Source organism: Aeromicrobium choanae, assembly GCF_900167475.1.
Taxonomy (GTDB): Bacteria; Actinomycetota; Actinomycetes; order Propionibacteriales; family Nocardioidaceae; genus Aeromicrobium; species Aeromicrobium choanae.
Window position 1 is genome coordinate 777891 of sequence record NZ_LT796768.1, and the last position, 14119, is coordinate 792009.

Consider the following 14119-nt stretch of genomic DNA (forward strand, 5'->3'; position numbering starts at 1 on the left):
TAGGAACCGGGTCCGACCCTCTGGCGCGAGTTCCTACACTGGATGCGTGCCCAGCCCAGCGAGGACCACCGCCAAGGCCGCCGCGAGGACGGCTGGCGTCAGCCTCGGCACCTACGCGATCCTGGTCGCCCAGGCGCTCCTGGCACGCAAGCGGATCGGCACCACCGCCGACCGTCCGCCCTCGGGCAACGGGCTCTACGGCGACGAGCTCGCGGGCGAGCCGCTCCACTGCCTGCTGCTGGGCGACTCCACGATGGTGGGCTACGGGGTGAAGGACCTCGCGCACACCCCGTCGGCCCTCGTCGGCACCGGACTGTCGCACCTGCTGGACCGTCCGGTGAGGATCCGCAACGAGTCCACCGTGGGCGCACGATCGCGCGACCTCATGCACCAGATCACGGCCTCCGACGAGCAGCGGCCCGACCTGGCGTTCATCCTCATCGGCGCCAACGACATCACCCACCAGGTGCCCGCGAAGCGCTCGGCCCGGCGCCTCGCCGCGGCCGTCTCGCGGCTGCGCTCCCTCGGGGCCGAGGTCGTCGTGGGGTCGGTGCCAGACTTCGGCACGATCAAGCCGCTGCCCGACCCGCTGCGCACCGTGTGCCGCTACTGGAGCCGCCATCTCGCGCGGCGCCAGACGGTGGCGGCCGTCGAGGCCGGCGCGCGCGTGGTGTCGCTGGCCGACGTGCTGGAGCCGCTGCTGCTGGTCAAGGGCGACGCCCTCTTCGGCGACGACCGCTTCCATCCCAGCGCCGACGGCTACTCCACCGTGTGCGGCTTCCTCGTCGCGGCGGGCGCGGCGCAGTGGCGCTCCCGCGAGGAGCAGCCGGTCGAGGTCGGGACCGTCGAGCAGATGCCGCTCGGCGAGGCGGCCGAATGGGCCTCCGAGCACGGCGGCACCGAGGTGGCGCCCGCGCCGCGCGGCCGCCGCTGGGCCGCCGTCCTGCGCCGCCGCTGAGCGCTCTACCCGACCGGCACGACGAAGGCCCGCCACCTCACGGTGACGGGCCTTCGTGCGGAGTGGATCAGCTGTCCCCGCGCAAGATGGCGAGGAGGCGCAGGATCTCGAGGTAGAGCCAGACCAGCGTGACGGTCAGGCCGAACGCCGCGCGCCAGGACTCGCGCTCGGGCAGGCCCGCCGCGACACCGCGCTCGACGAAGTCGAAGTCCATGATCAGGCACAGGACGCCCAGCACGATGGCCACGCCACCGACGAGGATCGCCAGCATCGGGTTGTCCATGCTGCGCAGGCCGCCGTTGGGGAACACGCCGAACAGGCTCAGCACCAGGTTGAGCACCATGACGCCCATGAACGCGAAGAGCGAGATCATGACGACGCGGCGGAACTTCGGGGTGACCTGGATGTTGAAGAACTTGTAGGCGGCCAAGGTGGCACCGGCAGCCACAAAGGTGGCGAGGACGGCCTGGAAGACGATCCCGGCGTCGCCGACCCACGTGGAGACGATCTTGGAGAAGGCGCCGACGAAGACGCCCTCGACGAGCGCGTAGACCATGACCAGCGCGGGGCTGATGACCTTCTTGAACGAGTTCACCATCGCCAGGACGAAGCCGATGAGGGCGCCGCCCATGGAGAACGTCCACGCGGTGGCCAGCGCGGCGTCGGAGTCGATGTCGCCGATCAGGAACCACGCGACCGCGGCACCGAGCACGACGAGGCCGAGCGTGATGGCGGTCTTCTCCACGACGGTGTCGAGGGTCATGCGTCCAGGGGACGTGGGAGCCTGCAGACCCGCTGCCTGCGAGCCGTCACCCGAGCCGGACAGATCGATCTTCCACTGCGACGGGTCGGCGTACTGGGTCGTGTTGCGACCGTTGAACTCTTCGCTTCTGGCGAAGACGGGGTTGCTGCTCCTCATGATCTCCTCCGGAGAATCTGGCCCCGCGCGCCGGTGGTGGCGGGGTCGGTGTTCCTACACTATCCAACCCATCCAGCACGTTCACTGTTCCCGTGCGGGTGACTTCCCCTCGGCTTCGGGCTCCTGCGCCGCGGGGGCGACCGTCATGAGGGCCGGGACCTTGACGAACGGCGCCGGACGGTCCTGCGGCACGGCGCCGGAGAGCGGCGTGGTGGGGTCCTCGAAGCTGGACTCGGCCATCCGCATCGGATAGACGTTCCAGGCGGTCGCGCCGGTCTCGAGCTGCGTCGGAACCCACGCGCCCGGGGTGGTGCACTCCTCCCACTCGTCCTTGGCGAGGCAGCCGTTGCCGCCGGGGACCGACGTGGCCAGCGGCTTGCCGTCCTGGTCGAACAGCTGGACGCCCTCGAGCACCTGGCCCTTCGCGTCGTAGGCGAAGATGTTCGTCACCTCGGTGCCGTTGAGCCAGATGCCGGTGCCGTCGGGGCCCACGATCGCGCTGTCGTTCTCGTAGGCGGAGTCGGCGTACGACCAGGCGCGATTCACGTCCTCGCTCGACGGCACCTGGGCGAGACCCACCACGGTGGCCACGACGGCGATCGCGTTGCCGATCGCGATGAGCACCCGGACCCAGCCGGGCCACTGGCCCAGGCCGACGCCCACGCTTCCTGCGACCAGCACGGCGAGCACGAGCCAGTGGGCACCGGAGGGGAGCAGGTCGCCCTCGAACCCGAAGAAGGCGCCGACGCACTGGTAGGCGGCCCAGCCGCGCACGATCCACCACGCCGGGCGCAGGGTCACCAGGAAGTCGAGCACGGCGGCCATCGCCGGGCTGCGCCGCAGGTTGCGGTCGAGGTCGCGGACGATCTCGGAGAAGGGCTCCACGACGGCGCGGAGGCGGCTGCCGCGCTCGACGACCGGTGTCGGCAGGCCGGCGGCGCCGCGCAGCTCGTTGGCGTAGGCCGCCGGATCGGGCAGCTCGCGCGCCAGGTCCTCGGCGTAGGCCTCGGCCAGGTCGGCCTCGAGCCCGTCGGTGAGCTCCTCGACCTCGTCGGCCGGCAGGTCGGCGAGAGCGGTGCGGACTGCGGCCGCGAACGCGATGATCTCGGCGGGCAGGGTGGTGGCGTTCATGCGGCGTTCCCTTCGAGCATGCGGTCCATGGTGCGGGCGAACTCGGCCCACGTCTTGCGTTGCGCGGCGAGCATCGACCGACCCTGGTCGGTGATGCCGTAGTACTTGCGGTGCGGGCCCTCTTCGCTGGGCACCACGTACGAGGTCAGGGCGCCGGCCGAGTACAGCCGCCGGAGCGTGCCATACACCGAGGCGTCGCCGACCTCCTCGAGTCCGGCGGCGCGCAGCCGGCGGACCACGTCGTAGCCGTAGCCGTCCTCGCCCTCGACCACGGCCAGCACGGCCACGTCGAGCACTCCCTTGAGCAGCTGGGTCGCATCCATGCGTCGGACAGTACCACGCAATCCGCATTAGTGTGCACGACACGACACCGGCGTGGCGTGTCGCGACCGACGGAGGCTTCCCGTCAGGCCCGGACGTCGTACAGGTGGTGCACGAGGTCGTGCAGCGCGTACCGGGTCAGGGTGTCGGTGGTGAAGGCCGAGCCGTTGGAGCGGTACCCCGGGCGCGCCCAGTCGGTGACGGCCTCGATCTGCGCCGCGAAGGCGTCGGCGGCCGGGGCCAGCTCGGCGGCGACGGCGGCCGGGGACTCGCCGGCGTACCCCACCGCGCTCGCGTCCTGGTCCCAGTTCGCGAACTCCGGGCCGTCGTGCTCGCGCATCAGCTCCAGGCGCTCGGCGAACAGCAGGAGCACGTCGCGCACGTGGCACGCGTACTCCAGCACCGACCACGTGGCGTCGTCGGGCCGCTTCCACACGTCGGGCCGCTCGAGCGCCGCGCGCCACCGCGGCACCATCGCCGCGACCTCCTCCCCCGCCCGAGGCGGGTCGACGGCGGCCGGGTCGAAGCCGCACTCCTCACAGGTCCGCTCCAGCACCCACGTCCAGTCCTTGGTGTCAGGGATGATCGCCATGCCGGCCACGATGGCAGGCTCGATAGGTTCGGACCATGCCCGAAACCGCCGAAGACCGCACGGATCGAGACGAAGAGCCCTTCCGGCGCGAGATCGTGTCGTTCACCCGGCGGGGAGGTCGCCTCTCCGAGCGGCAGCAGGACGCCTGGGACGACGTTGCCGAGCGGTTCGTCGTCGACGTGCCCCGGGGGCGCACGAGCACCTCGGTCGCGGAGGGCTTCACGCTGGACCCGTCCGAGCTGTTCGGCCGCAGCGCGCCGCTCGTGCTCGAGATCGGCAGCGGGCGCGGCGAGTCCCTCGTGCACGCCGCCAGGGAGAACCCCGGCACCGACTTCCTCGGCCTCGAGGTCTACGTGCCGGGCGTCGCGCAGACGCTCATCGGGCTGCGACACGCAGGCGTGGAGAACGTGCGACTGGCGGTGGTGGACGCTGTTCCCGCCCTCACCCGGATGCTGCCCGAGCAGTGCCTCGAGGAGCTGCGGGTGTGGTTCCCCGACCCGTGGCACAAGACGCGCCACCACAAGCGCCGCATGGTCACCGACGACTTCGTCCCCCTCGTGCGCCGCGTCCTGAGGCCGGGTGGCACGTGGCGCCTGGCCACCGACTGGCAGGACTACGCCGACCAGATGCTCGAGGTGCTGGGCCGTGCCGAGGGCTTCACCACCTCCGGCGACTGGGCCGAGCGCTTCGCGGGACGCCCCGTCACCCGCTTCGAGGCCAAGGGCACGGCGAAGGGACGCACGATCCGGGATCTGAGCGCCACTAGGATGACCGCATGACGCAGGAGCAGACGACGGCCGACCTGCTGGGGATCGAGCCGGGCACCCTGGTCTGGATCGTGGGCGACTCCATCGAGGAGACCGCGCTGCTCGACCCCCTCCCCGACGGTGTCGAGACCTACCAGGACGAGGAGCCCGAGCAGAGCGAGCGCTGGTTCGACGACACCTGGACCGGCGCGGAGAACCAGGAGGAGCCCGCCGAGCGTGACAAGCCCTCGGGCATCGACACCGCGCTCATCGCCGTGTCGAACACCCAGGAGTTCCACATGCGGCTCGACGACGTGCTGCCGCGACTCGGCTCGATCGGGCGGGTCTGGGTGCTCTACCCCACCGACGCCCTGCCCCTGCCGATCCTGCGCACCGGCGTGGACGAGTACGGCTGGACCACCACCGAGCCCACCGCCCTGGACGAGACGTGGTCCGCGGTGCAGCTCGCGCAGTCCTGAGGGTGCTCCCGGCGGGATTCGAACCCGCACTGAAACGGGTTTAAGCCGTCTGCCTCTGCCGTTGGGCTACGGGAGCCTGGCCCAGCCTACGATCCCGCTGCGTCCCGGTGGTCCACGACGACGTCGGCCGGCTCCTGGCCGGCGAGCAGCCGCTCCACCTGGCCGCGCACGACGGCCTGGATGCGCGGAGCCATCGCCGACGTCATGCCGCCGATGTGGGGCGTGATGATCACGCCGGGCGCCGACCACAGCGGGTGGCCCTCGGGCAGCGGCTCGGGGTCGAACACGTCGGAGGCGTAGCGCACGCGTCCCGCCTCGACCAGGACGGCATCGGTGACGGCGGTGCGGCCGCGCGCCACGTTGACGACGATCGCGCCGTCGCGCAGCCGCGCGAGGAACCCGGCGTCGACGATCCCCTCGGTGTCGGGGGTGAGCGGCACCGCCACGACGACGGCGTCCACCGTGGGCAGCAGGTCGGCGAGCTCGCCGGTGCCGTGCACGTGACCGTGCTCGTCGTCGCGGGCCCGCGAGCCGACGCGGACGATCTCGCAGCCGAAGCCGTCGAGGCGTGCGGCGACCCGGCGGCCGATGCCGCCGACGCCGAGCAGCATCACGCGTCGGTCGAGCAGACTGGTGGTCCAGCTCTTGCTCCAGCGGCCCTGCGCCTGCTGGGCCCCGAAGACGTCGAGGCTGCGCACCGCCGCCAGGAGCAGCGCCACCGCCAGCTCCGCGGTGGAGTCCTCGTGCACGTCCACCGCGTTGGCGTAGCGGCCGCCTGCCGACAGCACCGACGCGACGCCGTCGTAGCCCAGCGACTGCCCCTGGATGAGGCCGATGCGCGAGGCGTCGACAGCCGCCATGTCGGAGGGGTCGAGCGTGTAGGGCCAGACGGCGAGGTCGATGCGGCCCTCGGGCTGGGGCGCGCGACCGTCCCACACGATCACGTCGACCGGGAGGTCGGCCAGGACGTCCTGCCAGGACTCGTCGGGGACGGAGACGCGCATCAGGCGACCTCCCTCGCGGCGGCCCAGGCGATGCCGTCGAGGATGTCCTGCTCGCTGACGACCAGCTCGTCGGTGTGGCGCGGCAGGTGCTCGAGGACGCGGTCGAGGATCAGGGCTCCCCCGGCGATCACGTCGGCCCGTCCGGGGTGCATGTACGGGAGTGCGCGGCGGTCGGCCACGGGCATCTGCATGAGGTTGCCGCAGGCCGCTCGCACGTCGTCGACGTGGATGCGTGCCTGGTGGATCCTCTCGCTGTCGTAGGAGGGCAGCGCCAAGGAGTGGGCGGCGATCGTGGTGATCGTGCCGGCGACCCCGACGATCTCGTCCGAGGGCGGCAGCGAGCCGAGCACCGGGGCGAGCACGGCGTCGAGGTGGCTCATGCAGGCGGTGACCTCGCCCACGGACGGCGGGTCCGTGAACAGGAACCGCTCGGTCATGCGCACCGAGCCGAGGTCGAAGGAGTGCGAGAACGACGGCGCGCCGAGCCCCTGGACGACCTCCGTCGAGCCTCCGCCGAGATCGATCACGGCCGTGAGGGCCTCGGCGATGTCGCCGGTGGCGCCCTCGAAGGAGGCGCGGGCCTCCTCCTGGCCGCTCAGCACGCGGGGTCGCACCCCGAGGATCTCAGCGACCCGGTCGGAGAACTCGGTGGCGTTGTCGGCGTCGCGCACCGCCGAGGTGGCCGCGAACGAGACGACGTCGACGCCCATGGCCTCGATGACCCGCCCGTACTCGCGGCAGGCCTCGAGCGTGCGCTCGACGGCCTCGGGCGCGAGGGTCCCGGACTCGTCGACGCCCTGCCCCAGTCGCACCACGCGCATCTCACGCAGCAGGTCGGTCTTGGTGCCGCCATCGATCTGCGCGACCAGCAGTCGGATGGAGTTGGTCCCGCAGTCGATCGCCGCCACCGTGCTCACAGCCATGCCGTCAGGCTATCGGGGCGCCGCCGCCCGGCTCCCCGCCGGTGCGGGCGGATCGGGCTCAGGCGGGATCGGCGGGGGCGCAGGCCGAGTGGCCCCAGTAGTCGCCGAGCAGGCGGACCGCCTCGTCGCCGAGGGGGTTCACGCCCGGGCCCTTCGCCAGCGAGTGACCGACCAGGACGTGGAGGCACTTGACGCGGTCGGGCATGCCACCGGCGCTGATGCCGTCGATCTCCTCGACGTGCCCGATCGCCTCGCGCTCGGCCAGGTACGACTCGTGGGCGGCGCGGTAGGCCGCGGCGAGCTCGGCGTCCTCGGAAAGCCGCTGGGTCATCTCGGCCATCAGCCCCGAGGCCTCGAGCGTGCCGATCGCGCCGGTCAGCCGCGGGCACGTCAGGTAGTAGAGCGTGGGGAACGGCGTGCCGTCGGGCAGCCGCGGCTCGGTCTTCACGCCGTTCGGGTGCCCGGACGGGCAGCGCGAGGAGATCTCGATCATCCCGCGGGGCGGCCGGCCGAGCTGCTCGGTGATCGCGGCGATGTCGGCGGGGTCGATCATTCGTCGGTCTCCAGTTCGGGATCGCCCTGCGGCGCGGACTCCTGCTCGGGGGTGCCGGCCGCCTCGACCGACCCCCACAGCCGCTCGACCCACGGGCGGCGCGGCGCGACCTCGGGCTCCTCGAGCCGCGAGGACTGGCCCTTCAGCTCACCGTCGACGCCGATGACGCGGTAGCCGATCTCGCCGGGCATGACCCATCCGAAGCGCTCGCGCGCCTGCTGGCGGATGTAGGCCGGGTCGCTCCAACGCCGCTGCTGGTCCTCGAGCTGCTCGATCTCGGCGCTGGTCTGACGGTTCTGCGCCTCGAGCGCGGCGATCTCGGACCGCTGCTGCCACCACGCGTGCACCGAGGCCGTGTACGAGGCGATCAGCATGACCGCCACGCCCAGCAGGATCAGCGCCCGGGTGGTGAACTTCGTGCCCGAGCCGCCGGGCGCCGCCGCGACGACCGGTGCGGTGGTGGGGCGTGACGTGGTGCGCGGGGTCGACCGACCGTCACGCCGACCCGTGGGTCGGCGCGACGACGGGGACGATCCGCGTCCGGCCATGACTCAGGCGAACCTCGGGAAGGCCTTCGCGCCCGCGTAGCTGGCGGCGGGGCCGAGCAGCTCCTCGATGCGCAGCAGCTGGTTGTACTTGGCGACACGGTCCGAGCGGGCCGGAGCGCCGGTCTTGATCTGGCCGCAGTTCGTGGCGACGGCGAGGTCGGCGATCGTGACGTCCTCGGTCTCGCCCGAGCGGTGGCTCATCATGTTGTGGAAGCCGGCGCGGTGCGCGAGGTCGACGGCGTCGAGGGTCTCCGACAGCGAGCCGATCTGGTTGACCTTCACCAGCATCGCGTTGCCGGCCTTCTCGGCGATGCCGCGGCCCAGTCGCTCGACGTTCGTGACGAACAGGTCGTCGCCGACGAGTTGCGTCTTGTCGCCGAGGGCCGCGGTGATGGCGGTCCAGCCGGCCCAGTCCTCCTCGTCCAGCGGGTCCTCGATCGACACGATCGGGTAGGACGCGACGAGCTCGCTGTAGTAGGTGATCATCTCGTCGGTCGACTTGGCCACGCCCTCGAACGTGTAGCCGGCATCGCCGTGGAACTCGCTGGCGGCGACGTCCATCGCCAGCGCGATGTCGGAGCCCAGCGTGAACCCGGCCTTCTCCACCGCGACCGCGATGAGGTCGAGCGCGGCGCGGTTGCTCTCGAGGTTGGGCGCGAAGCCACCCTCGTCGCCCAGTCCGGTGGACAGGCCGCGGTCGTGCAGGACGCCCTTGAGCGCGTGGTAGACCTCGGCACCCCAGCGCAGCGACTCGGCGAAGCTCTCGGCGCCGATCGGCGCGATCATGAACTCCTGCACGTCGACGTTGGAGTCGGCGTGGGCGCCGCCGTTGACGATGTTCATCATCGGCACGGGCAGCACGTGGGCGTTGGGGCCGCCGACGTAGCGGAACAGCGGCAGGCCGGCCGACTCGGCGGCCGCGTGGGCCACGGCGAGCGAGATGCCCAGGATCGCGTTCGCGCCGTACTGGCCCTTGTTGGGCGTGCCGTCGAGGTCGAGCATCGCCTCGTCGATCGCGCGCTGGTCGTCGGCGTCGAAGCCGACGAGGAGCTCGGCCAGGGGGCCGTTGACGGCCTCGACGGCCTTGAGCACGCCCTTGCCGAGGTAGCGGTCGCCGCCGTCGCGCAGCTCGACGGCCTCGAACTGGCCGGTGGACGCGCCCGAGGGGACCGCCGCGCGGCCCAGCGTGCCGTCGTCCAGGACGACCTCGACCTCGACGGTCGGGTTGCCCCGGGAGTCCAGGATCTCTCGGGCGGCGACGTCATGAATGATGGCCACGGCAGGCTCCTCGGTGGGTGGCGGAAGTGTGGGAGTCGAGCAGCCCCAGCGTAGCGCCGTGAGCACCGCTGCCGGGGTGACCCCGCGCCCGCCGGACGCACGATGATGCATTCGGGTACCGCAGCGGGGCCGAATGCCTCATCCTCCGTCCCCTGCGTGGGACAGTGAGCCCAGGCATCGGCAGGAGGACGGACATGACGATTCACAGCGAGGGGCCCGGCGGCGGTCTCGAGGCGGTCCGCCGCGCGGGCATCGAGACCACCGGCATCGAGATCATCGACGAGAGCGAGCGCACCGCCAAGCCCTCCGACCTGTTCTGGCCGTGGTTCGCGGCCAACGTGTCGGTCTTCGGCATCTCCTACGGCAGCTTCGTCCTGGGATTCGGCATCTCCCTGTGGCAGGCCAGCCTCGTCGCGGTGCTCGGCATCGTGGTCTCGTTCGCCGCCTGCGGCCTCGTCGCGATCGCCGGAAAGCGCGGCTCCGCGCCCACGATGATCCTGTCGCGGGCGCCGTTCGGCGTCACCGGGCAGAAGATCCCGGGCGTGTTCAGCTGGCTGATCTCGATCGGCTGGGAGACCTTCCTGGCGATCATGGCCACGCTCGCCACCGCCACGGTGTTCCGCGAGCTCGGCTGGAGCAGTGGCGACGCGGTGAAGATCATCGCGATGATCGTCGTCGCAGCGCTCATCGTGGCCGCCTCCGTGGCGGGCTACCACATCATCATGCGCATGCAGTCGGTCCTGACCTGGCTGACCGGCCTCGCCACGATCGGCTACATCGCGCTCACGCTCGACGAGGTCGACCTCGACGCCGTCACCTCCCTGCCCAACGGCTCGGGCCAGGCCGTGATCGGCGCGTTCGTCATGGTCATGACGGGCTTCGGCTTCGGCTGGATCAACATCGCCGCCGACTGGTCGCGCTACCAGCGTCGCGAGACCCCCGGCGCGCAGATCGTCGCGTGGAACACCCTCGCCGGGGCACTCGCACCCGTGATCCTGGTGCTCTACGGCATCCTGCTCGCCGGCTCCTCCCCCGAGCTCTCCGAGGGGATCGCGATCGATCCGATCGGCACGCTCGCCACGGTCCTGCCGACCTGGTACCTCGTGCCCTTCCTGGTCGCTTCCGTGCTGGCGCTGGTGAGCGGCGCCGTCCTGGGCATCTACTCCTCCGGGCTGACCCTGCTGAGCCTCGGCGTGAAGATCCCGCGGCCCACCGCCGCCTTCGTCGACGGCGTGATCCTGACGCTCGGCACGATCTACGTCGTGTTCTTCGCCGAGAGCTTCCTGGCGCCGTTCCAGAGCTTCCTCATCACGCTCGGCGTCCCGATCGCGGCGTGGGCGGGCATCATGATCGCCGACATCGCCCTGCGCCAACGGGACTACGACGACGTCGACCTGTTCGACAGCCGGGGCCGGTACGGCTCGGTCAACTGGGTCGCCGTCGCGACGATGGCGGTCGCGTCGGTGGTGGGCTGGGGCCTGGTCGTGAACAACTTCGCCCAGGACGCGTCCTGGAACAACTGGCAGGGGTACCTCATCGAGCCGCTCGGCCTGGGCACGTGGGTCGAGGACGGGTCGTACTGGGACGGCAACTGGGCCTACGCCAACCTCGGCGTCCTGCTGGCCTTCGCCATCGGCTTCCTCGCCACCCTGCTGCTGCAGCGCGGGCGGGTGGCCCGCCAGGAGGAGCGCGCGTGAGCGAGCCCTGGCTCGTCGTGATCGACCCGCAGCGGGTCTTCGCGGCGCCGGACTCGCCGTGGGGCTCGCCCCTGTTCGGGTCGATCGTCGAGCCGGTGCGCGAGCTCGCGGCGCGGCACCGCACGATCGTGACCCGGTGGGTTCCGGCGGCGGGCGACGAGCGGGTGGGCGGCTGGAACGCGTACTTCGAGGCGTGGCCCTTCGCCGACCGCCCGCCCGAGGACGCCCTGTTCGACCTCGTGCCCGAGGTGGCCGACCTGGCCGCCGGCGGCACCGTCGACGCCACCACCTTCGGCAAGTGGCCGGCGCTCGAGAGTGTCACGGGGCCAGCGCCCGAGCTGGTGCTGGCCGGGGTGGCCACCGACTGCTGCGTCATCTCGACGGCGCTGGCCGCCGCGGACGCGGGCGCCACGATCCGTGTCGTCGCGCAGGCCTGCGCCGGGTCGACGCCGGAGAACCACGCCAAGGCTCTCGACGTCATGGCGCTCTACGGTCCGCAGATCACCGTCGTCTGAGGCCGAGCGTGGTCTCGATACGCCCGCTCGTTCCTCGCGGAGCTACTCGACCACCGACTGGCCCGGCGATCCGGTACCGGCACGCATGGTCTCGATACGCCCGCTCGACCACCGAGCGGCCCGGCGATCGAGTGCCGGCGAGCGCAGCGAGACGGTGTATCGAGATCGCAGCCCGGTGGTCAGCCGTCGGCGTGGCGCCGGGTGGCTCGCCTCAGCTCGGCCTCCGGGTCCAGGCCCGCGGCCCGGGCCTGCTCCACCAGCCTCAGCAGCTGCGCGCCGAGGTCGTCGCCCTCGACCGGGCGGTCGACGCGGCCCAGCACCTTGTCGGCGGCCATGAGCGCCGGGAGGTCGGCGGGGATGCCCTCGGTGGGATGGGTGCGCTGCTTGCGCTCGGCCTTGAGGCGCTGCCAGTTGGCGTCGACCTCGGCCGCGGACGTCACCGTGACGTCACCGAACACGTGGGGGTTGCGGTGCACCAGCTTGTCCGCGATCTCGCGCACCACGTCGTCGGTGGTCCAGCCCTCGTCGTCGGACTCGGCGATGGCGGCGTGGATGACGACCTGCATCAGCAGGTCGCCCAGCTCCTCGCGCAGGTGCCCCGAGCCGGCGAGGTCGATCGCCTCGGCGGTCTCGTAGGCCTCCTCGATGACGTAGCGACGCAGCGACGCGTGGGTCTGCTCACGGGTCCACGGACATTCCGTCCGCAGCCGGCGCATCACCTCGATGAGGCGGTCGAACTCCCGGCTCACGTCAGGAGCACTGGAGCGCCGCGGGCCGGTCCTCGGTGGCCGTGGCGTCCAGCTCGCCGCCGAACACCGACAGCGATCCGGTCTCGGCGATCTGCTGGATGGTCTCGTCGAGGCCGAAGCGCGGGTCGACCGAGATGTCGGCCTCGGCGGTGGCCCGGGCCAGCAGCTGCTGGCCGGCCTGGAGCAGCTGCTCGCCCTCCGGGATCGAGGCGTCGGCCTCGCGCGCCATCTCCTGGGCGATCACGCCGGTGCGCTGGTTGCGCTCGATCAGGTCCAGGGCGGCCGGGAGCTCGTCACCGAACATCTGCTCCAGCTGCGCCTGCTCGGCGGAGCCCAGCGACGGCACGGTGACGTCGTAGCCGCGGTCCTTCGCGACCTGGTCGGCGACCTCGCCCGAGACCAGGTCGGCGACCGACTGGCGGCGCAGGGCGGCCGAGTCGATGCCGGCGGCGCTGCCGCTCTGGCCCGAGAGGGAGGCGGTGCAGTACACGTCGGCGACGTCCTCGACGTCGGACATGGGGATCCGGGTGCCGTCCACGACGGCCGCGGCACCGGGGTTGACGGGGCCACAGCCCGCCATCAGCAGCGCGGCGAGCCCGAGGACGGCCAGGCGGGTCTTCGACATGGCGTCAGCGTACCGGGACCGTGATTCAGTTCACGTCAGCCGGCAGGCCCGCGCCGGTCTCGGCGATCCACTCGGCCACCGCGTCCTCGCGGACGGCCTGCCACATCTCCTCGCCGGCCTGGCGGTCGAGGTAGACGACGCTCTGGTCCCCCTCCATGCCCGTGCCCTTCACGGGCACGGTCGTGAACGCCACGTCCTCGGCACGGATCGACCGCAGCGACCACGCGAAGTCGCGCAGGTCCCCGGTGCTCCAGCCCTCGTCCACGGTGAGGTTCGCGGTGACCGCGTCGAGGGCGTCGTACAGGCGGAAGGGGTTGGCGAAGGTTCGCGTGGACAGCACCTGGGCCATCAGCGCGCGCAGGAAGTTCTGCTGGCGCTTGATGCGGTCGAAGTCGCCGCCGGCGAGCCCGGCCCGCTGACGCACGTAGTCCAGCGCGGTCGCGCCGTCCATGCGCTGCGTGCCGGCCTGCCACGTGCGGCCGGAGTACCCGTCGGTGACGGTGGCCGGCACCGTGATCTCAACCCCGCCCATCGCGTCGGTGAGGGCCTTGAAGCCCTCCCAGTCGATGACCGCCACGTGGTCGATGCGGACGTCGGTGAGGTTCTCGACCGTCTCGACCGCGAGTGCCGGGCCGCCCCAGGCGAACGCGGCATTGATCTTGGCCGGCCCGTGTCCGGGCACCTGCACCCAGGAGTCGCGCGGGATGCCGACGACGCCGACGCCACTGCGGTCGGACGGGACGTGCACCACCATCATCGTGTCGCTGCGCTGGCCGGCGACGGAGCCGTCGACGCGCTTGTCGCTGCCCATCAGCAGGATGTTCATCGAGTCCCCGGCGGACTCCGCGGGACGCTCCCCCACCGGCATCGCCGAGGGCAGGTGCTCGACCTGGCCGCCCAGCCGGCTCTGGACCCACACGCCGGCGCCGAGGGCCGCGAGGACCGCGACGGTGACGACGATCGTCGTGACGATCACCAGGCTCCGCAGCACGCGCCGCCAGCGCGGCTTGGGCGCCGCGGCGACGGGGGCTTCGGTGTCGGTCACCGCCTGACAGTAACCGAGAATCCGCCGGTGTTTCCG

17 protein-coding genes and 1 tRNA gene are annotated in these 14119 nt (G+C 71.8%); 5 read left to right on the top strand and 13 right to left on the bottom strand.

The window, feature by feature from the left end; translation table 11 throughout:
* Nucleotides 1-46 precede the first annotated feature (46 nt).
* Entirely contained in the window at nucleotides 47-958 is a 912-nt protein-coding gene (locus tag B5D60_RS03795) for an SGNH/GDSL hydrolase family protein (protein WP_078698915.1), read from the top strand.
* A gap of 67 nt (nucleotides 959-1025) precedes the next feature.
* Here B5D60_RS03795 and B5D60_RS03800 read toward each other — a convergent pair whose 3' ends face one another.
* From B5D60_RS03800 to B5D60_RS03815, 4 genes are all read right to left on the bottom strand, one after another.
* Complete coding sequence (locus B5D60_RS03800; RefSeq protein WP_078698916.1) at nucleotides 1026-1877, bottom strand: Bax inhibitor-1/YccA family protein; 852 nt, start codon at nucleotides 1875-1877, stop codon at nucleotides 1026-1028.
* 81 nt (nucleotides 1878-1958) lie between these two features.
* Nucleotides 1959-3008 (bottom strand): hypothetical protein, encoded by a 1050-nt coding sequence (locus B5D60_RS03805; RefSeq protein ID WP_153302867.1) that lies wholly within the window; start codon nucleotides 3006-3008, stop codon nucleotides 1959-1961.
* A complete protein-coding gene (locus B5D60_RS03810) occupies nucleotides 3005-3331 on the bottom strand; it encodes a PadR family transcriptional regulator (RefSeq protein WP_078698918.1) in 327 nt (108 codons plus the stop codon). The genes B5D60_RS03805 and B5D60_RS03810 overlap by 4 nt, the downstream gene beginning before the upstream one ends.
* A gap of 83 nt (nucleotides 3332-3414) precedes the next feature.
* Entirely contained in the window at nucleotides 3415-3921 is a 507-nt protein-coding gene (locus B5D60_RS03815) for a DinB family protein (RefSeq protein WP_078701271.1), read from the bottom strand.
* 35 nt (nucleotides 3922-3956) lie between these two features.
* Between B5D60_RS03815 and trmB the strand changes: the two genes are divergently transcribed.
* The gene (gene trmB, locus B5D60_RS03820) at nucleotides 3957-4700 is read left to right on the top strand and encodes a tRNA (guanosine(46)-N7)-methyltransferase TrmB (protein WP_078698919.1); all 744 of its coding nucleotides are present in this window, start codon (nucleotides 3957-3959) and stop codon (nucleotides 4698-4700) included.
* Nucleotides 4697-5146 (top strand): hypothetical protein, encoded by a 450-nt coding sequence (locus tag B5D60_RS03825; protein ID WP_078698920.1) that lies wholly within the window; start codon nucleotides 4697-4699, stop codon nucleotides 5144-5146. Before trmB ends, B5D60_RS03825 begins: the two co-directional genes overlap by 4 nt.
* Before the next feature lie 3 nt (nucleotides 5147-5149).
* On the opposite strand, the gene B5D60_RS03830 is transcribed toward B5D60_RS03825, so the two are convergent.
* From B5D60_RS03830 to eno, 6 genes are all read right to left on the bottom strand, one after another.
* Nucleotides 5150-5222, bottom strand: a tRNA-Leu gene (locus B5D60_RS03830).
* Between the two features lie 10 nt (nucleotides 5223-5232).
* Nucleotides 5233-6150 (bottom strand): NAD(P)-dependent oxidoreductase, encoded by a 918-nt coding sequence (locus tag B5D60_RS03835; RefSeq protein WP_078698921.1) that lies wholly within the window; start codon nucleotides 6148-6150, stop codon nucleotides 5233-5235.
* Entirely contained in the window at nucleotides 6150-7073 is a 924-nt protein-coding gene (locus B5D60_RS03840; RefSeq protein ID WP_197684395.1) for a Ppx/GppA phosphatase family protein, read from the bottom strand. The genes B5D60_RS03835 and B5D60_RS03840 overlap by 1 nt, the downstream gene beginning before the upstream one ends.
* Before the next feature lie 58 nt (nucleotides 7074-7131).
* On the bottom strand, nucleotides 7132-7626 hold the full coding sequence (locus B5D60_RS03845; RefSeq protein ID WP_078698922.1) for a DUF501 domain-containing protein: 495 nt from the start codon (nucleotides 7624-7626) through the stop codon (nucleotides 7132-7134).
* The gene (locus B5D60_RS03850; RefSeq protein WP_078698923.1) at nucleotides 7623-8174 is read right to left on the bottom strand and encodes an FtsB family cell division protein; all 552 of its coding nucleotides are present in this window, start codon (nucleotides 8172-8174) and stop codon (nucleotides 7623-7625) included. The genes B5D60_RS03845 and B5D60_RS03850 overlap by 4 nt, the downstream gene beginning before the upstream one ends.
* A 3-nt stretch (nucleotides 8175-8177) precedes the next feature.
* Nucleotides 8178-9452 carry a phosphopyruvate hydratase gene (gene eno / locus B5D60_RS03855; protein WP_078698924.1) on the bottom strand — a complete coding sequence of 425 codons (1275 nt, stop codon included), beginning with the start codon at nucleotides 9450-9452 and terminating at the stop codon, nucleotides 8178-8180.
* Between the two features lie 194 nt (nucleotides 9453-9646).
* Between eno and B5D60_RS03860 the strand changes: the two genes are divergently transcribed.
* Entirely contained in the window at nucleotides 9647-11149 is a 1503-nt protein-coding gene (locus tag B5D60_RS03860; protein WP_078698925.1) for a purine-cytosine permease family protein, read from the top strand.
* Nucleotides 11146-11664 (top strand): cysteine hydrolase family protein, encoded by a 519-nt coding sequence (locus tag B5D60_RS03865; RefSeq protein ID WP_078698926.1) that lies wholly within the window; start codon nucleotides 11146-11148, stop codon nucleotides 11662-11664. Before B5D60_RS03860 ends, B5D60_RS03865 begins: the two co-directional genes overlap by 4 nt.
* A 179-nt stretch (nucleotides 11665-11843) precedes the next feature.
* On the opposite strand, the gene B5D60_RS03870 is transcribed toward B5D60_RS03865, so the two are convergent.
* From B5D60_RS03870 to B5D60_RS03880, 3 genes are read right to left on the bottom strand one after another with little or no spacing between them, the layout of a single operon-like run.
* Nucleotides 11844-12413, bottom strand: a complete 570-nt coding sequence (locus tag B5D60_RS03870) for a MazG family protein (RefSeq protein WP_078698927.1) — start codon at nucleotides 12411-12413, stop codon at nucleotides 11844-11846.
* Nucleotide 12414: 1 nt separating this feature from the next.
* Nucleotides 12415-13038, bottom strand: coding sequence for a SurA N-terminal domain-containing protein (locus tag B5D60_RS03875; protein WP_078698928.1), 624 nt, complete (start codon nucleotides 13036-13038; stop codon nucleotides 12415-12417).
* Nucleotides 13039-13063: 25 nt separating this feature from the next.
* Nucleotides 13064-14083 carry an LCP family protein gene (locus tag B5D60_RS03880; RefSeq protein ID WP_078698929.1) on the bottom strand — a complete coding sequence of 340 codons (1020 nt, stop codon included), beginning with the start codon at nucleotides 14081-14083 and terminating at the stop codon, nucleotides 13064-13066.
* Nucleotides 14084-14119 lie beyond the last annotated feature (36 nt).